The organism is Phosphitispora sp. TUW77, from assembly GCF_048453025.1.
In the GTDB taxonomy this organism is placed as follows: Bacteria; Bacillota; Thermincolia; order Thermincolales; family UBA2595; genus Phosphitispora.
Genome location: NZ_CP156677.1, coordinates 2,271,535 through 2,294,186, shown reverse-complemented (window position 1 = coordinate 2,294,186; position 22,652 = coordinate 2,271,535). Strand labels below are relative to the sequence as shown.

The following is a 22,652-nucleotide window of genomic DNA, read 5'->3' as shown; positions in this document are numbered from 1 at the left end:
GTGATAAAATTGTTTTATGATAAAGCAAAAGTTTATGTAAAAGGCGGAGACGGCGGAAACGGGGTTGTCGCTTTTCGCCGGGAAAAGTATGTTCCTCTGGGCGGTCCTAGCGGTGGTGACGGCGGTAATGGGGGAAGTGTTGTCCTTAATGCAGATGAGGGTTTAAGGACACTGGTGGATTTTCGTTATCAGAGGCATTATAAAGCAGACCGGGGTGAACATGGTCAGGGCAAGGGTATGCACGGCCGCGGCGCCGGTGATATGCAGATTAGTGTTCCGGTAGGGACCATTATCAGGGACGCTGAATCCGGGGAATTGCTTGCCGATATGACCGTTCACGGACAACAGGTTGTGGTTGCCGCCGGCGGCCGGGGCGGCCGGGGTAATGCTAGGTTTGCCAGCGCTGCCAATAAGGCGCCGCGGATTGCTGAAAAGGGAGAACCGGGACAAGAAAGATGGCTTGACCTGGAATTAAAGCTGCTTGCTGATGTTGGATTAGTTGGTTTCCCAAATGCGGGCAAATCAACAATTATATCAAGGATTTCTGCTGCCAAGCCCAAAATAGCGGATTATCCTTTTACAACCCTTGTTCCTAACCTTGGTGTTGTCAGGATGCCTGATGGTCATAGCTTTATAGTTGCAGACATTCCGGGGCTTATTGAAGGGGCTCATCAGGGTGCGGGATTGGGACATGAATTTTTGCGTCATGTGGAACGCACGAGGGTGTTGGTTCACCTTGTTGATATGGCCGGAGTAGATGGTCGGGATCCCATAACAGATTTTAGAACCATTAATCGGGAACTTGAGGCATATAACCCTGGTCTGGCTCAGAGGCCCCAGATTGTTGCTGCTAATAAGATGGACCTTCCCGGTGCTGCTGAAAACTATCAGATTTTCAAATCTGAGTTGGGGGATGCGGTTGAAATTTTCCCTATTTCCGCTGTGACAGGTAAGGGGGTTGAATCTCTTTTGTACAGGGTCGCTGAGGTACTTTCAGAGGCTCTTGCCGCTCCGGAAGGTGCAGCTATACCGGAAAAGGTAACACGTGTCTCGGCAGAGCCCAGGTTTAGTGTTTACAGGGAGAATGACCTTTTTGTTGTGAGCGGGCCTGAAGTTGAAAGGCATTATGCCATGACAGACTTTGGCAATGAGGAGACTATAAAGCGTTTTCTGCGTATACTTAAGGCAATGGGGGTTGATGATGAGCTGAGGCGGCTCGGAGCTAAAGATGGTGATACCGTCAGAATAGGCAATCTGGAATTTCAATTCAGGGATTAGACTTTGTTGTCAGATACAGTATGGCAGCCAAATATCAAACATGATATAATATGGCTTGACAGTTCAGATAAGTAATGCTTAACAGTTAATTGCAGAGGAGGTTCCCAATTTTGGCTAGGCAGGAAACAGACTTAACAGGAAAACAAAAACGCTATCTTCGCGGGTTGGGGAGCACTATTGACCCGGTAATCCAGATTGGTAAGGGAGGCGTTGTACCTGGAGTTATAAAGCAGGCGGATGATGCCCTGGAAGCCCGGGAACTGGTTAAGGCAAGGGTGCTCAATAATTGTCTTGAAGATACTAAACAGGTGGCCGGGGTTCTGTCACGGGAAACAGGAGCGGCATTGGTCCAGGTTATTGGACATACGTTTCTTATATACAGGACATCATCCGAAAACCCCAAGATAAAGTTGCCGTAACGGGGGGAAGACAATTGGCTTTAGATTTAAATGATATACGGAACTTTAAAAAGATAAAACGTATTGTGGTCAAGGTTGGTTCCAGTACCTTGAGCTATCCCAACGGGAGGCTGAACATTACGCAGATGGAGCTTTTGGCAAGGGACCTGGCTGATTTGCAGAACAGGGGTATTGAAGTGATTTTGGTATCATCGGGGGCTCAAGGAGCCGGCATGGGTAAGATGGGTTTGTCGCGGAGGCCGAAGACAATACCTGAGAAACAGGCTGCTGCCGCTATTGGTCAGGGTCTCTTAATGCACATGTATGAAAAGCTGTTTTCGGAGTATGGGATAACAGTTGCTCAGGTGCTGCTTACAAGGGAGGATATTATGGACCGGAAAAGGTTCCTGAATGCCCGAAATACCCTGAATGCCCTTCTGGGAATGGAGACAATCCCTATTATTAATGAAAATGATACTATTGCAGTTGAAGAAATCCGCTTTGGTGATAATGATGCTTTATCTGCATTAGTTGCCAGTTTGATAGAAGCAGAACTTCTTATTATTTTATCAGATATTGCCGGTTTATATACCGGCAATCCCGCAACTGATAAAGATGCTACCCTGATTCCTCTTGTTACCGAGATAAACGAGGACATTGAACATATTGCCGGAGGCAGTGGTTCAAAGCTGGGGACCGGGGGAATGGTTACCAAGCTGCAGGCGGCAAAGGTGGCAATGAATTCCGGGTTTCCCATGATTATTGCCCAGGGGAGCGAGAATAGGATAGTGAGAAGAATAGTTGATGGGGAACAACTCGGAACTCTGTTTATGCCTAGGGAAAACAGGCTTCATTCAAAAAAACGATGGATTGCTTTTGGTTCTAATGTTCAGGGAACAATCCTGATTGACAGCGGAGCCAGGAAGGCCTTGGCGGAAGACGGGAAAAGTCTGCTTCCATCGGGTATTGTCAGTGTTGCGGGCACTTTTGAAATTGGAAATACTGTCAGCGTATTTTATGAAGGGAAGGAAATTGGCAGGGGAATTGTCAATTATTCGTCTTTAGAATTAGACAGCATAAAAGGTAAAAAGACCGGGGAGATTCCTAAAATACTTGGGTACAAAGACTTTGATGAAGTAATTCATAGAGACAACTTTGCATTAAATATTTAGGGGGAGATTAAATGATAAGGGGAGAAGTTACCGGTAAAGCGGCACAGGCAAAGCAAGCGGCCAGGTTACTGGGGTCGCTGTCTACTGCTGTCAAAAATCAGGCTCTCCTGGTAATGGCTGAAGAGCTTATCGACCGGGCTGATGAAATAGTTGCAGCCAATAAAATTGATATGACCAAAGGCAGGGAGAAGGGATTGTCGGCAGCGCTGCTGGACCGCCTGCTGTTGACAGAAAACCGGATTAATGAAATGGCTGCAGGTTTAAAGGAAATTGCCATGCTTCCTGACCCTGTAGGTGAGGTCATATCCATGTGGAATCGGCCGAATGGCATGCAGGTTGGTAAGATGAGGGTCCCTGTAGGGGTTATTGGGATTATTTATGAGGCTAGGCCCAATGTTACGGTTGATGCTGTGGGGCTTTGCCTGAAGACTGGGAATGCCGTTATTCTCAGGGGTGGTTCTGAAGCCATTAATTCCAATAAGGCCATCACAGGGATTATTTCAAAAGCAGCTGTCAGAGCAGGGATCCCCGAGGGCGCTATTGGATTGATTGAGACAACCGACAGGGAGGCTGTTGATATACTTCTGAAACTTAATGAATATATAGATATACTAATTCCCAGAGGCGGTTCGGGCCTTATTCAGACAGTTGTAAAAAATGCTACGGTACCAGTTATTGAGACTGGGGTGGGTAATTGCCATGTTTATGTTGATAATCAGGCAGACCTGCAGATGGCAAAAAATATTGTAATAAATTCCAAGACTCAGCGTCCTGGGGTATGTAATGCCATGGAAACACTGCTGGTACATCAGGATGTTGCTGAAAACTTGCTCCCTGACCTGCTGGAAACCCTGAAACAGGAATATGGAGTGGAAATCAGGGGATGTTCCGCTGTCAAGGAATTGGTGAATTGGGTAAATGAAGCTAATGAAGAAGATTTTTATACGGAATACCTTGACCTTATTATGGCTGTCAAGATTGTCCCTGGCATTGAGGCCGCCATGGATCATATCTATAAGTATGGTACCAGGCATACTGAGGCAATAGTAACCACCAATTATAACAAGGCCCGCCGGTTTGTTCAGGAGGTTGATGCGGCTGCAGTTAACGTTAATGCTTCCACTAGGTTTACAGACGGTTTCCAGTATGGGTTTGGGGCTGAAATCGGTATCAGTACCCAGAAGCTACATGCCAGGGGACCGATGGGGCTGACCGAACTGACTACTTACAAGTTTATTGTTTACGGAGATGGTCATATAAGGAAATAGAAGAAAGGAAAATGTTTGGGATGGTTGTTCCGGCTACTGCCAATTGGAAGAAAATCGGTATTATGGGTGGGACCTTTGATCCGATACATTATGGACATCTGCATATTGCTGAGTGTTCCAGGCATAGGTTTGGTCTGGAAAAGGTGATTTTTGTTCCAGCCGGGAATCCGGTACACAAGAGCAGGAAAAGTATTACCAGTTCTGCCAGGCGTATGGAGATGACCGCTTTGGCTATCCGGTCCAACCCTAACTTTGATATGTCGGAAGTTGAGGTGCGGCGTTCCGGACCGACATATACCGTTGATACCCTTGAGGAGCTTCATAGAGAAGGTATAGGAGATCAGATTTTTTTTATCACAGGTGCTGATGCAATCCTTGAAATACTGACCTGGAAAAATGTTGTCAGGGTATTTGAATTATGTGAATTTATTGCAATTACCAGGCCGGGGTACTCATTCAAAGAAATGGACCGGGTTTTAACCAAGCTTACAAAGCCACAGAGAGACAGGATTCATTTCAATGAAACCGGCGGCATTCTTATATCTTCAACTGATATCCGCCGGCGGGTCCTGTGCGGAGAGCCCATTAAATACCTTGTACCGCCTGAAGTAGAGGGGTATATTAATGAAAATGGGCTATATTTTCCTGAAGGAGAAGAGTTTGAATGAATAAAATAAAGTGATAATTATTCCCAAACTTAATATTGAATAGAAAGGACTCAATTGAACATAATACTTACTAGATTAGACCCAACAAAATAGTTCCAGGTAACTAGGTTCCCGCATTACAGCATTTCATTCCAGACAGCTGTCTGTTTCAACGGCACCCTGGGTCTTTCGGAACCTGTGGTGCCGTTTACATTCAGCCAGTTTTTTTGAACCAGTTTTCTTAATAAGAAAGAGAGGTGATGGTGAAGATGGTCCGCACACTTTATGTCGGCAATTTACCATGGGCAACCAAACCTGAGGATTTGGAGGATCTTTTTAAGCAGCACGGAGAAGTAGTTGGCAGTCGAATTATAACTGACCGTGAAACAGGTCGATCAAGAGGCTTTGGTTTTGTGGAGGTAACTGATGAGGATGCAGATAAAATGATTGAAAGACTAAACGGCGCCGATTTCCAGGGCAGAGTCCTGACAGTAAACGAGGCTAAGCCCAGAGCTAATGAATAAATCACCTGGAGCCTCCTCTGTTAAGTACAGGGAGGTTTGTTTTTATTTTTTATATTTTGGGGGAGAAATAATGCCAATAAAAGATATTGAGAGCTACATAAGACGGTCCCTGACCGACTTACGTTACAGGCATACATTGGGAGTGGCTCAAACTTCGGTAAAGCTTGCAGGTATTTATGGGGTAGATAATGCTAAAGCTGAAATTGCGGCACTAATTCATGATATTGCCAGGGATTTTAGTAATGAACTGCTTTTGGAAATGTGCCTTAAATATAGCATAGAACCGGATGAGACCGAAAAAGCGGTACCGGCTCTCCTGCACGGCAGGGTTGGAGCTAAAATTGCCGCAGAGAAGTTTAATATTACTGATGGTGAAATTTTGGACCCGGTCAAGTATCATACAACAGGGCGGAAAAATATGACAATACCTGATAAAATCTTGTTTCTTGCCGATATGATTGAGCCAGGCAGGGATTTTCCTGGTGTTACGGAGCTAAGGGAACTGGCATTTCAAGATTTGGACCGGGCGTTGCTCAAAGGTCTCAATTCAGCTATCAAATATGTGATTGAAAAGGATCTGACAATACATATGGCTAGTATTGATGCGCGAAATGACTTGATAAGGAAAAAGTTCGGAATTAGTAATATTTTGAAGGAACAAAGGTGTTAGAAGGAGAATATATGATTAAATATACCGAAACTTTAACTGGGGGGAAGTCAATTTGGCCCTATCACCAAAACAGATTGCTTTACTTGCTGCCGGTGCCGTAAAAGATAAAAAGGCTAAAGATATAGTATTGCTTGATATTGAGGAGATCTCGGTTGTTTGTGATTATTTTCTTATTTGTACCGGTCTTTCATCAACCCAGGTTAAGGCGATTGCCGAGAATATTGAGCAAAAGCTAAAGGAACAAGGGATTACTAAACTTAGGATGGAAGGTTATAAAGATGCTCATTGGGTGTTAATTGATTTTGGTGCAGTAGTTGTTCACATATTTCAGGAAAATGACCGAGAGTTTTATAACTTGGAGCGTTTATGGGGAGACGCTAAGGCGGTTTATATGTAGCTGCCTTTTTTAGTAGAAGGGAATAGTCAGGTTGAAAGGATTGAAAATATTGGATTGGAGAAAGAAACTTGGGACCCGCGAAAGACTCGAAATGAAAGAAATATTTCGTAATTCCAGACCTGCGACCGATATCAGGAGAGGTGATACCCTCAAGGGAAAGGTGTATAATATTATTGATACAGGAGCTTTTGTAATTAGTGATCAGGGGTATATAGGTTTTATCCATGTTCATGAGCAGCCTCATCCGCTCAAAAAAGATATGGTTGTTGAAGGAAGAGTAACTTATGTAAGGCCGGACGGAAGAGTGAATCTGTCTCTTCGTCCCAGGAAGGAATATTCAAGGATAACGGATGCGGAAAAGATATTGGAGTACCTTAGGAAAAGGAAAGGTGCCATGCCGTTTGGTGACCATTCCCCCCCTGAAGTCATCAGAGACAAGTTCGGTATCAGTAAATCAGCTTTTAAGAGAGCAATCGGGAAGCTGCTGAAGGACGGCGTGGTAGTTGAAGAAGATAATTGGATTGTCCTAAAGGAAGAGGACCGGTCATGATATATGCCGGTTTTGCTTTGATATATGACCGTCTTATGCAGGATATACCTTATGAGAGCTGGGTTAATAATCTTGGCAGGATCTTTGATAAACATGTGATTGATCCGGAGCATATCCTGGACATTGGGTGTGGAACCGGCAATGTTACAATAGCCCTTGCCGAAATAGGATACCGGATAACCGGCTTGGATATATCTTCGGAGATGCTTTCAGTTGCAGAGCAAAAGTCACGCGCTAAAGGTCTAACCATAGAATGGTTGCAGCAGGATATGAGGCAAATGGAACTTGGTGAACCCAAGTTTGATTTGGTAATATCCATGACCGATAGTATGAACTATATGTCCGGAGACCGGGAGCTTGGGGATGTTTTCCAAAGGATAAAAAAGTGTCTCAAGCCTGGAGGGTGGTTGATTTTTGATTTAAACTCGCATTATAAGATAAGCACAGTTTTCGGAAATAATATTTTTACTCTTCTGGAAGATGATATCGCATACATATGGGAAAACTCATATGATTCAGTTACACATACCTGTACAATGGACCTTACTTTTTTTGTCAAGGAGGTTGATGGGAAATTCCGGAGATTTAGTGAACAGCACCAGGAAACGGGCTATTCGATTGAAAAGGTAACAAAACTTCTGGATAAAGCGGGCTTTGCAGTTGCAGGGGTTTACGCCGAAAACTCTTTTGATGTCCCGGTGGTGAAAACAGAAAGGATATATTTTGTTGCCTGCAGCAAGAGGGAACAATGATACCCATACCTTTTCATACCGGTTGACTTTTTTGAATCTTTTTAGTAAAATTACATACATATTATGTTTGAATAATGAAAAAGCAATGATGGGAAATATTAGATGGCTTGAGCCTCTTTAGAGAGCTGCCGGCAGGTGTAAGGCAGCGGGGAACGGTCATTGAACTCTTCCTTGAGATGTGCAGGTGAAATTATAATTAAGTAGTCTGCGCCGGGCAGTCCGTTATCCTGTAAAATAAGTGGGCAACCGGTATTTATTGCCGGATGTCAATTTGGGTGGTACCACGGAAGCAGCCTTTCGTCCCTGAGGGATGATAGGTTTTTTTTATTAATAAGTTAGGAGAGGAGTTAACGTGAAAGAACGCTACGATTTTTCATCAATAGAAACCAAATGGCAAAAAATATGGGAAAAAACCGGTTTGCATAAGGTAGTTGATAATGACCCGGCAAGGAAAAAGTATTACTGTCTGGAGATGTTTCCATATCCGTCCGGCAACTTGCATATGGGACATGTGAGAAATTACTCCATTGGTGATGTGGTGGCCAGGGTAAAAACTATGCAGGGATACAATGTTCTGCACCCAATGGGATGGGATGCCTTCGGGCTTCCGGCAGAAAATGCGGCTATTAAGCACGGGACCCATCCTTATCAGTGGACCAAGAGCAATATCGAAAATATGAGAAAACAGTTGTCAAGGCTTGGTTTCAGTTATGATTGGGACAGGGAGGTAACTACCTGCACACCAGACTATTATAGGTGGACACAGTGGCTTTTCCTGCAGTTCTATAAAAATGGTCTGGCATATAAGAAACATGCTGCCGTAAACTGGTGCCCCGGTTGTGTTACGGTTTTGGCCAATGAACAAGTTGTTAACGGGGCCTGTGAGCGCTGTGGGACGAGTGTAGAAAAAAAAGGCTTATCTCAGTGGTTCCTGAAAATTACCGACTATGCCGACAGGCTTCTTGCAGATATTGAAAAGCTCAACGGATGGCCTGACAAAGTAAAGATTATGCAGGAGAATTGGATAGGACGCAGCGAGGGGGCTGAAGTGGATTTCCGGGTCGATGGGACAGATGATATCATTACGGTGTATACCACCAGGCCGGATACCATTTATGGAGTAACTTTCATGGCACTTGCTCCGGAATCCCCGCTGGTAGAAAAACTGACAAAAGGGACTTCGTATGAAGCAAGTGTTGGGGATTTTGTGCACCGGATGCAGAATTTAAGTGAAATTGACAGGACATCGGCAGATGCTGAAAAAGAGGGGCTTTTTACAGGGGCTTATGTGATAAACCCCTTGAATGGTGAAAAAGTTCCGCTGTTTATTGCCAATTATGTACTCATGGACTATGGTACCGGAGCTGTCATGGGGGTTCCGGCACATGACCAGAGGGATTTTGATTTTGCCACCAAGTACGGCCTTCAGATAAGGGTTGTTATCCTGCCTGAGGGAGTGCCTGATAAGTATGTGCAACTGACCCAGGCGTATGATGCTGAAGGAGTCATGGTCAATTCAGGTCCCTTTGACGGACAGAATAACGAAGATGCCATAAAAAATATTACTGCTTACATGGAAGAAAAGAGCATTGGCCGGTCAATGGTAAATTTCCGGCTAAGGGATTGGCTCATTTCCCGGCAGCGTTACTGGGGTGCCCCAATTCCTATCATTTACTGCGATAAGTGTGGTGAGGTTGCGGTCCCTGATGAAGAGCTTCCGGTACACTTGCCTACTGATGTGGAATTTAAGCCTACAGGCAAGTCGCCGCTTACCGAGTATGATTCTTTTGTAAATACGGTGTGTCCGGAATGCGGTGGTCCTGCTCGGCGGGAGACTGATACTATGGATACGTTTATCTGTTCTTCATGGTATTTTTTAAGGTATTGCAGCCCTCATGATGACAAGAATGCCTTTACAAAAGGAAATGTTGCTTACTGGATGCCCGTTGAACAGTATATAGGGGGAGTTGAGCATGCAATCCTGCACCTGTTGTATTCGAGATTTTTTACCAAGGTTTTAAAGGACCAGGGTTTGGTTAATTTTGATGAACCTTTTACCAATTTGTTGACACAGGGCATGGTTCTTAAGGATGGTGCCAAGATGTCCAAGTCAAAAGGGAATACGGTAAGCCCTGAGGAAACTGTTTCCAGGTACGGGGCAGATACGGCGCGGCTGTTTATTTTGTTCGCAGCTCCCCCGGAGCGTGACCTGGAGTGGAGTGATGCTGGGGTTGAAGGCTCTTACAGGTTCCTTAACAGGGTATGGCGCCTGGTGTATGCATACCTTGACAGCACAGAGAAGTACTTCGGGTCGGAAGAAATGTCTGAAGCCGATAAGGAGATTAGGAGGCTGACCCATTATACTATTAAAAAAATATCAGATGATGTGAATCAGAGATTTAACTTTAATACAGCCATCAGTGCAATTATGGAATTTGTTAACAGCTTGTACCAATACAGGGACAAGAACCCTGTACGCAACAGCTCAATTGAGGCGGAGGCAATAAATACCTTGGTTATATTGCTGGCACCTTTTGCACCTCATTTTGCAGAAGAACTATGGCATGAATTGGGAAACAACGATAGTGTGCATAAACAGTCCTGGCCAACATATAACCCTGCGGCTCTTATCCAGGATGAAGTAGAGATAGTGGTTCAGCTCAACGGCAAGGTTAAGAGCCGGATGATGGCACCGGCTGATTTTGACAAAGGTCAATTAGAAAACTTTGTCCTGAAACATGAAAAAGTTGTGGAGCTGATATCAGGTAAACAGGTGCTTAAGGTTATTGTAGTTCCAAAGAAGCTGGTAAACATCGTAGTTAAGTAACTACTTTGGGAGGGATGAGTATGTTCCGGAAGATGGGCAATAATTGTACTATTATATGTATGGTTGTTTTGGTTGTCTTTTTATCTTTTGTTTATGGGTGTGGCAATCAAATTGAGGGTGACAGTGAAAAAATTACCGCTGAGGTTCTCGGTGATTCTATGATTGTTGGTTTGCGAAACATTACCGGTGAGTTATCCTTAAAAAGTCTTGTGACTGTGACAGCACATGGGAAAGGCTTGAAATTCAGTGAGATTGACCGGGCTTATGTTTTTGAAACTTCTCCGGATATGAGAAGTATTGCTTATGCTGCTGATGACGGCATTTATGTTATCGGCACCGATGGCAGTGATAAGCGGAAGATTACAGATATGAATCCAAAGCTTGATCTGAATTCTGATCAGAAACGCATTATCGGTAAAGTGATGGCTTGGTCTCCGGATGGCAAACGAATTGCATTTGTCAGTGGCGGGAACCTGTATAGCAAAAACGTTTATGACAAAAGTGAACCTGCCAAACTGGTTGCTAAAAGAACACAGGACCGGATAACTATTTCTGAAAGTTCACCTGCACTGGCTCCAAGGATAGACGGAATAATATGTCCAGGCTGGATTGATAACAGTACACTTGTTTACCAGGATTTTTTCATGGAATTTGACGGTCAGGCAGATTATCATTTTAATATTATTAAGATAAAAGAAGATGGTTCGGAAAAGCAGGTAATAATCCAACAGGGCCGGGAACCTTTGCTTTCTCCTGATAGGACAAAGATTCTTTACCACATCGCCAATGATCGTGGCGGAGAAGTTAGGATAGCAGATACTGACGGAGCTAATTCTGTTATGGCTTCAGACCTTTTGGGTACTGAACGGGAACCAATGATCTATTCATGGTCGAGGGATGGCAGCCACATTATTTTTGACGGTTTTGCTATTGATGCTGCCAGTGGTCAGAGGACTATATTTTCAGGACAACCTTACTCAAATGATATTAGTGCGACAGGTGCCGCACTACCGGCCTATTCCCCTGATGGACGATGGGTTCTCTTCCCTGGAGACGGGGCCCCCGGCCTAGTTAAAGCGGAAAATGGTAATTTTGTTTACGATTTGTCGGGAGCTTTTAGTTCTCTAAGGGGAATAACTGCGATTTCCTGGATAAAAGGTTAAGGAGTTAAAACAAGCAAAATAGGGCGCAATTTTGCGCCCTATTTTGCTTGTTTTTTATTTATAGGGGATTTTTTTTGCTTAATTGACTGAAGGTAATTATCAAACATTTTTATTTTTGAATCTATTTGTTCAAGTAAAATTTTTTTATTCATACTCTTTCCTCCGCTCTTGGTTGATATTACCAGTATAGACAGAAAGCGCTTTGATTATACCTGTCGGGGTATAATCTTGAAAAAATTTTTATTAAAAAAATTTAACGACAATAAATGACAGAAAAAACAAATAATGTAAGATATAATTAATACAGTAAAAAATGATATTTAAACGGGGTGGGGGCAGTGTGGACAATTGAAAAAAAACATCTGGCTATGGGTTTGGTCTTTGTTTGTGCAATTGTGTTTGGGCTTGGATACAAGGCAGGTCAAATCAAAGAACAGAAAAACTTCAAACCGGTTATTGCCCAAACAGTATCCGAACAGGCAAAATATACAGAGGACGGCAAACATACGGATGGAACGGATGGTCAGGACAGAGTCAATGATAAGGCTTACTCCAAGATTAGCGTACATATTGCAGGTGCTGTTGAGAAGCCTGGGGTATATACCTTTGTTGAAAATGCAAGGGTATGGGAAGGCGTAGACAAGGCGGTTCCTGCTAAAGATGCTGATTTGACAGGTATTAACCTGGCTGAAGTAATGGTGGATCAGCAACAGGTAATTGTTCCCCGCAAAGGAGAGGCCATTGTAGCTGCAGGAACTTCAACTTCTGCCGGTGGGAGTAGTAATGTTGTTCGCACGGGAAGCAGCAAAAAATACGGCAAAACAAATATAAACACAGCCGGAGCCGCAGAACTTGCTGAACTTCCGGGGATAGGCCCGGCAACAGCTCAGAAAATAATTGATTTGCGTAAGCAGCAGGGGGGGTTTAAGGATATTCGGGAAATTATCAATGTTTCAGGTATTGGGGAAAAGAAATACAGTGACCTCAAAGACAAGATTACTATTTGATAACAAGAAGATATGCGGAGGAAAAGTATGTGCAGACCTTTGGTGCTAATATTAATTATTTTTGCCACAGGAATAGTTATCGAATATTTTATTCGCATTCCTGCATATTTGGTTGTATGTGCAGCTCTTATCATGGCAGCTATGGCAGGAGCCAAACGCTTTGCGGTAAAAGGAAGCATTAAGGTATGCATTTATGCGGCAGTCTTGTTATGTGGGATCATGATATGTCGCCTTGAATTATATGTTTTGGAAGGCAATATTGATTTCCTGTCCGGAAACTATACAGTACTTGTCGGAACTGTGGTCGAAGAGCCAGATAGGAGAATTGACCGGATAAACTATGTTTTGCGAACTGAAACAATAAATTATTATATACAGTCGGACGGTACCCGAACTGTGGCAGACTTCAGGCCTAAAGGGTGTGTGCTTATTAGCGTTAAGGGGCCGGGGCCTGAATTTGGTTATGGAGACAGGGTGCAGGTTGTCGGATTACTGCAAAAAATCGAGGACCCTGGGAACCCAGGGGAATTTAATTATAAGAAGTACCTGGAGGATAGAGGGATTCGTCTGGTATTTAAATCACGCAATGGAGCGGGATTGACAAAAATCGGGACAGGCTCCGTTAATTTTCTAATGAAGTTTAGCATTAGCCTGAAAGATAAATTGACATCTGTGATAAATAAAAATATGCCTCAGAAGCAGGCAGCTCTGGTGGAAGGGATCTTGTTCGGCAACACAGGGAGAATCGACCCAGAGATTAAAGAAGATATGAGTTTAACAGGTGTTGCGCACTTACTATCGGTTTCGGGATATCATGTGGGCTTAGTGGCAGGTTTTATTATTCTTGCGGGGAATATCCTTGGGTTAAGAAAACCGGTGCGCGATGCCCTGACAATTAGCGGTACAGGGTTGTATGCGTTGATGGCAGGTGCTGGCCCTGCAGTAACCAGGGCACTGATAATGGCCTGGGTTTTGCTGCTGGCCGCGTATTGTCAAAAGGAATATGATTGGCCAAGCTCTATGAGCTTGGCTGGGCTGATAATTTTAATAATAAATCCTTTGGAATTATTTGATCCTGGATTTCAGTTGTCTTTTTTGGCTACATGGGGAATACTCTGCCTAGTGCCCATATTCAAGGGTTTAAATAAGATGCTGCCTCCTATTGGTCAGGCTTCATCAGTTGCTGTTGGGGCCCAAATTGCAGTATTTCCGGTCACTGCTTATTATTTTAATTATTTTTCCCTTGTTTTTCTTCCGGCCAATCTTATAATAGTACCCCTTATAAGCATAGTAATGCTTCTTGCCGGAACTGCGGCTGTTATGGGGCTTCTCTGGAATCCTCCGGCTGAGATATTAAGTATTGCAATTGCTGCGATTCTGGAAGTGACACTGCTGATTACCGGGGCTTTAGCGGGATTGCATTATGCAGTTATTAATGTAAAGCCACCGGGAATAATAAAAATTGCCTGCTATTACCTGGTCCTAGGCCTCTTTATGAAATTTTACAGAAATTATGGATTTCGTATCAGGTTAAAGCGACTGTGGTTTCTTAAACGTTCGATGGCGGTGTTGACAATCCTGGCCGTGTCCATGGTTCTCTTGTGGGGCGGGATCGCGTTCAGCGAGTCGAAAACTCTAGAAATAACATTTATAGATGTTGGACAGGGTGATGCTGCATTGGTACAAACTCCGGGAGGCAGAAATCTTCTTATAGATACCGGTGGTGTTTCAGAAAGCTTTACAGGGTTTGATGTAGGGGAACGAATAGTGCTGCCTTTTCTCAAGAGAAAGGGAGTAAGGGAAATTGATGTATTGGTGCTAAGCCATCCTCATTTGGATCACATTCAGGGAACATCGGCCCTACTAGGTAAAGTAAAGATTAAAACTGTAATTGTAGCCCCACAGTTTGCCAAGTATATGGAGGGGGCTGAACTGAAACAAAAATTATTGGAGAGGAATATTGAAATCAAGGAGGTTAGTAGAGGAGAATACATATATTTTGGCGAAAACATAATCCTTGAGATATTAAGCCCTGATGGCAGGGCTGCCGTTAATGCCAATGATGATTCATTAATAATCCGGCTGGGATACCGGAATATTCGGGCTATTTTTACCGGGGATGCCGAAACTGTTCCCCTGGCAGCGATTTGTAATAGCGGTCAGGACTGCAGAGCAGATATTGTCAAAATACCCCATCATGGAAGCTTGAATGCATGGACAGAAGATTTTTACAAGACAGTTGACCCTGAGCTTGCAGTGATAAGTGTAGGTCAAAATCTTTTCGGGCATCCTTCACCCCAGGTTTTGGAAGGTCTGGAGCAGATGAAAATAAGGGTCGTCCGCACCGACCGGGATGGTGCTGTTACTGTTAGAACGGACGGAAATAGTTATAAAGTAACAACTGTAAAAGGGATGAATTGAATTGGATATTAAGGCATTGGAAAACAGCTTAAAAAGGCAGGTTATTTCTCCGGTGTACCTGTTTTACGGAGAGGAAACTTATCTGAGGGATCAGTACCTGGGAATGTTTAAGTCTCTGCTCCCAGATGAATACCGTGATTTTAATATGGATATTATAGATGGCCGGGATACATCCATGGAGTCGATCATTGGCATGGCCGCAACCATGCCTTTTTTGGCAGATAAAAGGCTTGTCATTGTAAAAAATGCGGATATTTTTAAAGCAAAACGAAAAAATCAGAAAAAAGGTACCAACTTGGAACAAGATGAGAATGGAGACAAACCTGACCCGTCTGAGGACATTCTTATCAATTATCTGGAAAACCCAGTTGATTCAACATGCCTGATTTTCTGTACTGATTCAGTGGATAGGAAACGCAAAATATATAAAAGGATAGAGAAAAATGGCCAGGTTGTCCAGTTTGCTCAACTTAAGGGGAAAGACATTACTGAATGGATTAACAGGACCGCCCGGAGGCTGGGGAAAACTATTGAACCTAAGGCAGTTGCTGGGCTTGTTGCTGCTGTCGGAAATAATTTGTGCCAGCTTAGAACTGAGCTTGAAAAGCTGGCTTGCTATGTCCAAGGCAATGCTATTACTGCTGCAGATGTGGAAATGATGGTCAGTAAGACAGTTGAGCTGAGTATTTTTGAACTGGTTGATGCTGTGGGGAACCGCAATTACAGTAAGGCACTCAGGCTGGCACGTGAAATGGTCTTTTTTGGCGAACCGGTTATAAGGATTCTATACATGGTAGCCCGTCAGTTTAGACTGTTGCTTCAGTCAAAAAGCCTTTTGGCATCTGGAGTTTTGGCAAATGAAATGGCTGGTCTGATGCAGGTTCATCCATTTGTGGCCCAAAAGTGCATTAAGCAGGCAGGCAATTTTAGCCTAGGGGAACTCAAGTTATCATTGGAAAAGGTTCTTAAGGCTGATGCAGATATCAAAGGCGGGAAACAAGAAGCGGTACTTGCGCTGGAACTCTTGATTATTGCTCTTTGTGAGAAGAGATGATTTAATAATAATTCGCAATATTAATTTATCAATTGACAAAATGCGACAATAAATTTATAATGGATATGGGCGAATGCCCATATCCATTAATTATATTATAATTTTTAGGAGGTGATACGATTTGGCAGACTGTGAATGCTTACAAGGTTGTCCTTTTTTTAATGATAAAATGCCAATGGACAGTGGAATAGGAGCATTGTATAAAAGAAATTATTGTAAAGGTGATAATACAAGGTGTGCAAGATACATGGTTTTTAAAGCATTAGGAAAACCAAAGGTTCCCAATGACCTGTATCCAAACAATTTAGATAAGGCTACAAAACTGATAGAGCAAGGCTGAGAATTATGTTCACATTTGCTCACTCAAAAAATTATAAAAAATGAAAAAGGCTGTTGATTTTGCCAACAGCCTGTTTAAAAAGGTTCACTTTTGGTGAGCCTTTTTATCGCTTTATTTCAATTTTTAGTCCAATTTGCTTTATTTAATTTATTAAGCCATTTTATTTAACCTTTTAGCCAGTCTGGATTTTTTGCGGGCAACGGTGTTCTTATGTAAAACACCTTTGGAAACTGCTTTATCCATAGCAGTTACTGCCTGCTTAAAAGCATTAGCGGCTTCGTCTTTGTTTTCAGCTTCAACAAATTTACGTAAACGGGTTTTTACACCTGTTTTGATTGCAGTATTACGTGCGGTGTTTTTCTTAATAATTTCTATTCTTTTGACAGCAGATTTGATGTTTGCCACTGGCTTTTCACCTCCTAAACCTAAAACACTTATATGATAAAGGTTATTCTTTTCAAGTGACAATCTACATTTTACCACGACCATTTAAAAAATGCAAGTACATAAATGTATAGTAAAGTAATTTTTGGTCAAATATAGATTTAGACTATATGAAGGAGGTGAAAAATATGCGTGAATGGATAGGTTTTATAGTAAGGTTCATTGTATCCGCCTTGGTACTGCTGCTTGTGTCTTATCTCCTTCCCGGGATTCAGATTGCGGGCTTTACCGGGGCCCTTGTTGCTGCTGCAATTATTGCAATTCTTGGATATGTTATCGAGAAACTGTTGGGTGATAAGGTGTCTCCCCAGAACCGTGGTTTAGTTGGATTTGCAACCGCAGCTGTAATAATTTACCTGGCCAAATTTATCATCCCTGCCTACATGAATGTATCAGTAATTGGGGCATTGTTGGCCGCTTTTGTTATTGGAATAATTGATGCTTTTGTACCTACACTGATTCGTTAATAGTTAAATCTGAAGAGGAGAGTGTCCCGTTAATGGGGCCTCTTTTTTTTTAGTCATGAATGCCTTGTTTGCCGAATATAATTGGTAGACGAGGAGTGGTTAATATGAGACATGTAAGAGCAAACAGTATTGTGCCATTAGCCAAAAACTTAGGGTTATTTTTTTTCGCTATTTTGTTTGTTTTCACTGCTGTTATTGCCGGGCAGTTTCCGACAGTTGACGAACCTTATATTACCGTACTTAGTTCCAAGTATTATTATGAAAAGGGCGGGGATTTGGTTCAGGGGCTTTCACAAAGTGTAAGCAATGAAACCCTGAAACTGCTCCTTAGGTCAGAATTGCCGATGCTTGCAGTAACCGATCCCGCTAAGCCGGTGGGTACACAGCACTGGAAAAGCCTTTTGCGGATAAGTCTAAATACTGTTTCAGGTGTCAGGCTGGAAGACCCTCTAACATATCTAAAATCAGAAATACCAATGATGGAAGTTACTCCGGCAACTGCTGATACTTATGATGAAATCGGGATAGATGAAATTCTGGAGGGACCGGCGGCAGGAGAATTTTCGGCAGATACAGATATAGATCCGGATACCGCAAGCTTTAGCGGCATTGTCCCGCCTGTAGAAAACAAGGTTAAATCTGATACTCCCCTGATTGCTCTATACAATACCCATACCAGTGAGACCTTCGAGTTGACTGACGGATTGGCTCACCTGAAGGGTAAGGCCGGCGGAATAGCCCAGGTAACTAGAGAAATCAAGAGGATAATTGAGGATGATTACAAGATTCCTGTGGCATATTCAGATAAGATTCATGATAAGTCATATAATGAATCTTATGCTGAGTCGGAAAAAACGGTTAAACAGCTTTTGGATGGTAATCCGGACCTGAAAATGCTTTTTGATATTCACCGGGATGGGAACCTTACGCGGGAGCAAAGTGTAGTTACCATAAACAACCACCAAGTTGCCAGAATACTGATTGTTGTCGGAACTGATGCCAGGGCTGATCATCCCAGATGGCGGGAAAACCTAGAATTTGCGCGTAGAATTGCCGCCAAGATGGATATCATGTATCCCGGACTTTCCAGAGGAATCACCACGAAAGAGGGTAGATACCACCAGCAGTATAGCCCGAGGGCATTGCTTGTGGAAATAGGCAGTGCCAAGAACACTACTGATGAGGCGGCAGCCTCGGGACGTCTGTTCGCCGATGTTGTTGTAGCTGTACTTAATGATATGGCAGAATCCGGGATGTAGATCTGCTGTTTTATACGATTATTAATATAGGGGTGGATGTGTTCTCAATACGGATGATAGGCTCAGCCTTCCGGAACACATCTGCCTTTATTTGTGATGTAAAAAAATCAGTAAAAAAAAGAATAAGGTTTCTGTTAATGAAACATATTATATTTGTTTAGGCAAGAGTTTAATTACAGGGGGTTGCTATGAGAGACAGGAAAATTATATTACCTGCACTTATCTTTCTTATCCTGATCGTCGGGGCAGGGGTTAACAAGTCTTTTGTTGCCTGCAGCAGAATGACCGGACAGCCGCTGGCTCCTGGATTTAATGAAATGTACAGGGATTTGGAACAGGCTGCAGATAAAAAAATTAACTCGTTCAATAAATACTCCTTTTCCAGATAACCTAAAAGTGGTATATTAATTAAAGGTAATTAAACAGGTGGCGAAAGGAGAGCAGTACATAATGTCCACAGGCAAAAAAGTAGCCCAGGCTGCAGGGATATTGATGATAGCTATGATGATTTCCCGGGTGCTGGGTTATTTGAGAGAGGCTGTTCTAACTTCATCTTTTGGCGCCAGTTGGCAAACAGATGCGTTTTTAGCAGCTTTTACTATCCCTGACCTGTTTTATGACCTTTTGGTCGGTGGGATTCTGAGTTCAGCTTTTATACCTGTTTTCTCCAGTTACCTTGCTACAGATAAGGAAGAAGAGGCCTGGGAAATGGCCAGCACAATGATAAACCTGATTATCTTGTTAATGGCTGTCTGTATTACAATTGGCATGGTTTTTGCTGTTCCGCTGACAAAAATTGTGGCATATAATTTTTCCGGGGAAACCCTAAACCTGGCAGTTAAGCTGACCAGGGTCATGTTCCCTGCATTTGTGGTGCTGGCTCTTAATGGCCTTATTATGGGTATCCTCAATTCTTACAAACATTTCGCGGCTCCTGCGGTCGGTTCCATAGCATATAATTTTTTTATTATCCTGTTTGGCGTTCTTTTTGCGAAACAATGGGGTATTATGTCTTTTGCCGTTGGGGTGGTAGTTGGCCACCTGGCTAATTTGGCAATACAGCTGCCGGTTTTATATAAAAAAGGATTAAGGTATAAGTTTTCTTTAAATCTCCGTCACCCTGGGGTTCAAAAAATGTTTATTCTGATGCTTCCTGCTATGCTTGGGATGGCCGCTAACAGGGTTAATCTGATTGTAAACCAGACAATAGCTTCAGGCATTAGTGAGGGCAGTATTACAGCGCTGAGATTGGCTAACCGCTTGATGTGGCTGCCCCTGGGGGTGTTTGCGGGGTCAATTGCAGTTGCCGTGTTTCCCACCATGACCTCTCAGGCGGCACGAAAGGAAATGACTGAATTCAAAAACACACTTTCTATGGGACTACGTTCAATTTTTCTTGTAATTATTCCGGCATCGGTGGGGTTGGCTGTTCTCAGTGAACCAATTATCAGGATGCTCTTTGAGCGTGGGGAGTTTACCCATGGTGCAACAAAAATAACTGCATATGCACTGATTTTTTATTGTGTGGGTCTTTTCGCCCAGGCTGCTGTCTGGATTATCACAAGGGCTTTTTATGCACTTCAGGATACCTTGAGGCCTGTTTTGATAGCAGTTTCTACAATAATAATAAATATTGTGCTTAACCTTTTACTGCGCCCGCTTATGGCTGAAAAGGGACTGGCTCTTGCTTTTTCGATAACCGGAATTTATAATATGGTGGTTCTATTATATTTTTTGCGCCGGAAGATAGGGTCTATTGATCTTAGAAAAACTGTCAGGTCATTTTTTCTTATCTTGGGTTCATCAGCACTCATGGGTGTGGTAGCTTATGGGGTTGCCTATTACCTGGGAACATTTCTTGACCTGCAGAATTCGTCTAACCAGATAATGCAGGTAGGTATATCTATTGTTTCCGGACTTCTTGTTTATGTGCCGGCAGTATTGTTGTGCCGCCTTGAGGAAACACAGGTAATAATTGATATAATCCGCAGAAAGTTGGGGAAAGCAGGCTGATGTAAAGTCCAGTTGATTGAAGACCTTTATGGTGTTATAATTAAATACTGGATATCATTAGAATATTACCCCAGGCTATTGACTTAGTCCTGGGGTATTTATGGAGAAGAGGTCATTTACGGCCTTTACAAGGGAGAGAAAATTTTGGTGGATAAACATAATAAAACTAGGAACTTTTGTATAATTGCTCATATTGACCATGGTAAATCCACTCTGGCAGATCGGCTTCTTGAGGCCACCGGGGCCCTTACCCAGAGAGAAATGGCGGACCAGATACTGGATACTATGGACCTGGAGCGGGAACGCGGGATTACCATAAAGGCCCAGGCTGTACGTCTGTTATACAAGGCTGATGATGGGGAGAAGTATACCCTAAATCTAATTGATACACCGGGACATGTTGATTTTACTTATGAGGTATCACGCAGCCTGGCTGCATGTGAAGGTGCTATTCTGGTTGTTGATGCAGCCCAGGGTATTGAGGCACAGACTCTGGCTAATGTATATCTGGCCCTGGAACATAACCTTGAGATAATTCCTGTTATTAATAAGATTGATTTGCCTAGTGCTGAACCTGATAGAGTAAAAAAAGAGATTGAGGATATCATCGGCTTGGATGCCAGTGATGCAGTATTGGCTTCTGCCAAGGACGGCACGGGAGTCAAGGCAATCTTGGAACAGATTGTACAGAAAGTGCCTCCTCCAGTGGGGGTTGAAAATGCCCCCTTGAAAGCCCTGGTTTTTGATTCCCATTATGACTCTTATAAAGGAGCTATTGCATATATCAGGGTTGTTGATGGGCTGCTGAAGCCCGGAATGAAAATTAAGTTTATGGCCGGCGGCAAGGCCTTTGAAGTTAATGAGGTAGGTATCTTCAGGCCATTTCTGACTACTGTAGCTGAACTGGGTGTTGGAGATGTCGGGTTTATTGCAGCCAGTATTAAGAATGTTAAGGATGTACGGGTTGGTGATACTATTACCGGAGCTGACAGACCTACAGACAAGCCTTTACCCGGATACCGGAAAATTACTCCTATGGTATTCTGTGGCCTGTATCCTGTTGACGGGGCAGACTATGATGACTTAAGGGATGCCCTGGAAAAGCTCAGATTAAATGATGCTTCCCTGATGTTTGAAGCGGAAAACTCGGTTGCCTTGGGGTTTGGGTTTAGGCTGGGTTTTCTGGGATTGCTGCATATGGAGATTATTCAGGAGCGGCTTGAAAGGGAATATGGGCTTGATCTGATTACCACTGCTCCCAGCGTTATTTTCCGGATAACTAAAACAAATGGAGAGGTTATTGAAATTGATAATCCTACAAATATGCCTCCAATACAAAATATTGAGAAAATGGAAGAGCCTTATGTGAAGGCTACCATTATGGTGCCAAGTGACTATGTGGGTGTAGTTATGGACCTGGCCCAAGAAAAACGCGGTATTTTTATAAATATGGAATATATGAGTGATACCAGGGTTATGCTGACATATGAAATGCCGCTGATAGAAATAATTTATGACCTGTTCGACCTGTTAAAATCCCGGACTAAAGGTTATGGGTCACTGGATTATGAGTTTTCAGGATATCGGGAATCTAAACTAGTAAAATTGGATATCCTGGTATCGGGCGATGTTGTTGATGCTCTGTCATGTATAGTTCACAGCGATAAGGCTTATGCCAGGGGACGTCATTTGGCGGAGAAACTGAAAGACATTATTCCTCGCCACATGTTTGAAGTTCCCATTCAGGCTACGATAGGGAATAAGGTTATTGCTCGTGAAACTGTCAAGGCTATGAGAAAAAATGTGCTGGCAAAGTGCTATGGCGGGGATATTTCACGGAAACGCAAACTCCTGGAGAAGCAAAAAGAGGGCAAAAAACGTATGAAACAGGTTGGAAATGTTGAGATACCCCAGGAAGCATTTATGGCAGTACTTAAAATGGATTAGAAACGGACTGCTAAACATAGGTGATTTTTATGTCTATTGGGTTATATATCCATG

The 22,652-nt window shown here is 43.1% G+C and carries 22 protein-coding genes and 1 other annotated feature; of the genes, 21 read left to right on the top strand and 1 reads right to left on the bottom strand.

Annotated features, from left to right (window positions below; all coding sequences use genetic code 11):
- Positions 1 to 9 precede the first annotated feature (9 nt).
- The 16 genes from obgE (at position 10) to ABFY19_RS11070 (ending at position 16,468) form a co-directional block, all read left to right on the top strand.
- A complete protein-coding gene (obgE, locus tag ABFY19_RS11145) occupies positions 10 to 1,278 on the top strand; it encodes a GTPase ObgE (protein ID WP_418790724.1) in 1,269 nt (422 codons plus the stop codon).
- A gap of 110 nt (positions 1,279 to 1,388) precedes the next feature.
- Positions 1,389 to 1,697 carry a ribosome assembly RNA-binding protein YhbY gene (gene yhbY / locus ABFY19_RS11140; RefSeq protein ID WP_418790723.1) on the top strand — a complete coding sequence of 103 codons (309 nt, stop codon included), beginning with the start codon at positions 1,389 to 1,391 and terminating at the stop codon, positions 1,695 to 1,697.
- Between the two features lie 14 nt (positions 1,698 to 1,711).
- The gene (proB, locus tag ABFY19_RS11135) at positions 1,712 to 2,848 is read left to right on the top strand and encodes a glutamate 5-kinase (RefSeq protein WP_418790722.1); all 1,137 of its coding nucleotides are present in this window, start codon (positions 1,712 to 1,714) and stop codon (positions 2,846 to 2,848) included.
- An 11-nt stretch (positions 2,849 to 2,859) separates the two neighbouring features.
- Positions 2,860 to 4,116 carry a glutamate-5-semialdehyde dehydrogenase gene (locus tag ABFY19_RS11130; RefSeq protein ID WP_418790721.1) on the top strand — a complete coding sequence of 419 codons (1,257 nt, stop codon included), beginning with the start codon at positions 2,860 to 2,862 and terminating at the stop codon, positions 4,114 to 4,116.
- Between the two features lie 11 nt (positions 4,117 to 4,127).
- Positions 4,128 to 4,784, top strand: a complete 657-nt coding sequence (gene nadD, locus ABFY19_RS11125; RefSeq protein WP_418790720.1) for a nicotinate-nucleotide adenylyltransferase — start codon at positions 4,128 to 4,130, stop codon at positions 4,782 to 4,784.
- Positions 4,785 to 5,032: 248 nt separating this feature from the next.
- The gene (locus tag ABFY19_RS11120) at positions 5,033 to 5,287 is read left to right on the top strand and encodes an RNA recognition motif domain-containing protein (protein WP_418790719.1); all 255 of its coding nucleotides are present in this window, start codon (positions 5,033 to 5,035) and stop codon (positions 5,285 to 5,287) included.
- Between the two features lie 70 nt (positions 5,288 to 5,357).
- Positions 5,358 to 5,957 (top strand): bis(5'-nucleosyl)-tetraphosphatase (symmetrical) YqeK, encoded by a 600-nt coding sequence (gene yqeK / locus ABFY19_RS11115; protein ID WP_418790718.1) that lies wholly within the window; start codon positions 5,358 to 5,360, stop codon positions 5,955 to 5,957.
- 52 nt (positions 5,958 to 6,009) lie between these two features.
- Complete coding sequence (gene rsfS, locus ABFY19_RS11110) at positions 6,010 to 6,354, top strand: ribosome silencing factor (protein WP_418790717.1); 345 nt, start codon at positions 6,010 to 6,012, stop codon at positions 6,352 to 6,354.
- A 31-nt stretch (positions 6,355 to 6,385) separates the two neighbouring features.
- Entirely contained in the window at positions 6,386 to 6,904 is a 519-nt protein-coding gene (locus ABFY19_RS11105; RefSeq protein ID WP_418790716.1) for a S1 RNA-binding domain-containing protein, read from the top strand.
- Positions 6,901 to 7,656: a class I SAM-dependent DNA methyltransferase gene (locus ABFY19_RS11100; protein ID WP_418790715.1), complete on the top strand. Its 756-nt coding sequence runs from the start codon at positions 6,901 to 6,903 to the stop codon at positions 7,654 to 7,656. The genes ABFY19_RS11105 and ABFY19_RS11100 overlap by 4 nt, the downstream gene beginning before the upstream one ends.
- A gap of 76 nt (positions 7,657 to 7,732) precedes the next feature.
- Positions 7,733 to 7,964 (top strand) — a binding site (T-box leader).
- A 44-nt stretch (positions 7,965 to 8,008) separates the two neighbouring features.
- Positions 8,009 to 10,483, top strand: coding sequence for a leucine--tRNA ligase (leuS, locus tag ABFY19_RS11095; protein ID WP_418790714.1), 2,475 nt, complete (start codon positions 8,009 to 8,011; stop codon positions 10,481 to 10,483).
- Positions 10,484 to 10,503: 20 nt separating this feature from the next.
- A complete protein-coding gene (locus ABFY19_RS11090) occupies positions 10,504 to 11,646 on the top strand; it encodes a TolB family protein (RefSeq protein ID WP_418790713.1) in 1,143 nt (380 codons plus the stop codon).
- Positions 11,647 to 11,984: 338 nt separating this feature from the next.
- Positions 11,985 to 12,653: a ComEA family DNA-binding protein gene (locus ABFY19_RS11085; RefSeq protein WP_418790712.1), complete on the top strand. Its 669-nt coding sequence runs from the start codon at positions 11,985 to 11,987 to the stop codon at positions 12,651 to 12,653.
- A 27-nt stretch (positions 12,654 to 12,680) separates the two neighbouring features.
- Entirely contained in the window at positions 12,681 to 15,074 is a 2,394-nt protein-coding gene (locus ABFY19_RS11080) for a DNA internalization-related competence protein ComEC/Rec2 (RefSeq protein ID WP_418790711.1), read from the top strand.
- Between the two features lies 1 nt (position 15,075).
- Positions 15,076 to 16,128, top strand: coding sequence for a DNA polymerase III subunit delta (holA, locus tag ABFY19_RS11075; protein ID WP_418790710.1), 1,053 nt, complete (start codon positions 15,076 to 15,078; stop codon positions 16,126 to 16,128).
- Positions 16,129 to 16,249: 121 nt separating this feature from the next.
- Complete coding sequence (locus ABFY19_RS11070) at positions 16,250 to 16,468, top strand: hypothetical protein (protein WP_418790709.1); 219 nt, start codon at positions 16,250 to 16,252, stop codon at positions 16,466 to 16,468.
- A gap of 150 nt (positions 16,469 to 16,618) precedes the next feature.
- On the opposite strand, the gene rpsT is transcribed toward ABFY19_RS11070, so the two are convergent.
- Entirely contained in the window at positions 16,619 to 16,873 is a 255-nt protein-coding gene (gene rpsT, locus ABFY19_RS11065) for a 30S ribosomal protein S20 (protein ID WP_418790708.1), read from the bottom strand.
- Between the two features lie 167 nt (positions 16,874 to 17,040).
- On the opposite strand from rpsT, the gene ABFY19_RS11060 reads away from it, so the two are divergent.
- The 5 genes from ABFY19_RS11060 to lepA all read left to right on the top strand — a co-directional run bounded on the left by ABFY19_RS11060 (position 17,041) and on the right by lepA (position 22,598).
- The gene (locus ABFY19_RS11060; protein ID WP_418790707.1) at positions 17,041 to 17,379 is read left to right on the top strand and encodes a phage holin family protein; all 339 of its coding nucleotides are present in this window, start codon (positions 17,041 to 17,043) and stop codon (positions 17,377 to 17,379) included.
- 104 nt (positions 17,380 to 17,483) lie between these two features.
- Positions 17,484 to 18,638: a stage II sporulation protein P gene (gene spoIIP, locus ABFY19_RS11055; RefSeq protein ID WP_418790706.1), complete on the top strand. Its 1,155-nt coding sequence runs from the start codon at positions 17,484 to 17,486 to the stop codon at positions 18,636 to 18,638.
- 188 nt (positions 18,639 to 18,826) lie between these two features.
- Complete coding sequence (locus ABFY19_RS11050; RefSeq protein WP_418790705.1) at positions 18,827 to 19,027, top strand: hypothetical protein; 201 nt, start codon at positions 18,827 to 18,829, stop codon at positions 19,025 to 19,027.
- Between the two features lie 61 nt (positions 19,028 to 19,088).
- Complete coding sequence (gene murJ / locus ABFY19_RS11045) at positions 19,089 to 20,651, top strand: murein biosynthesis integral membrane protein MurJ (protein WP_418790704.1); 1,563 nt, start codon at positions 19,089 to 19,091, stop codon at positions 20,649 to 20,651.
- A 147-nt stretch (positions 20,652 to 20,798) separates the two neighbouring features.
- Positions 20,799 to 22,598: a translation elongation factor 4 gene (gene lepA / locus ABFY19_RS11040; protein ID WP_418790703.1), complete on the top strand. Its 1,800-nt coding sequence runs from the start codon at positions 20,799 to 20,801 to the stop codon at positions 22,596 to 22,598.
- Positions 22,599 to 22,652: the final 54 nt, after the last annotated feature.

Coding starts and splice junctions, on each gene's coding strand:
- ABFY19_RS11130 (WP_418790721.1), top strand. CDS start 2,860: ATGATAAGGGGAGAAGTTACCGGTAAAGCGGCACAGGCAAAGCAAGCG.
- nadD (WP_418790720.1), top strand. CDS start 4,128: ATGTTTGGGATGGTTGTTCCGGCTACTGCCAATTGGAAGAAAATCGGT.
- ABFY19_RS11120 (WP_418790719.1), top strand. CDS start 5,033: ATGGTCCGCACACTTTATGTCGGCAATTTACCATGGGCAACCAAACCT.
- yqeK (WP_418790718.1), top strand. CDS start 5,358: ATGCCAATAAAAGATATTGAGAGCTACATAAGACGGTCCCTGACCGAC.
- ABFY19_RS11100 (WP_418790715.1), top strand. CDS start 6,901: ATGATATATGCCGGTTTTGCTTTGATATATGACCGTCTTATGCAGGAT.
- ABFY19_RS11090 (WP_418790713.1), top strand. CDS start 10,504: ATGTTCCGGAAGATGGGCAATAATTGTACTATTATATGTATGGTTGTT.
- ABFY19_RS11080 (WP_418790711.1), top strand. CDS start 12,681: ATGTGCAGACCTTTGGTGCTAATATTAATTATTTTTGCCACAGGAATA.
- ABFY19_RS11060 (WP_418790707.1), top strand. CDS start 17,041: ATGCGTGAATGGATAGGTTTTATAGTAAGGTTCATTGTATCCGCCTTG.
- spoIIP (WP_418790706.1), top strand. CDS start 17,484: ATGAGACATGTAAGAGCAAACAGTATTGTGCCATTAGCCAAAAACTTA.
- ABFY19_RS11050 (WP_418790705.1), top strand. CDS start 18,827: ATGAGAGACAGGAAAATTATATTACCTGCACTTATCTTTCTTATCCTG.
- murJ (WP_418790704.1), top strand. CDS start 19,089: ATGTCCACAGGCAAAAAAGTAGCCCAGGCTGCAGGGATATTGATGATA.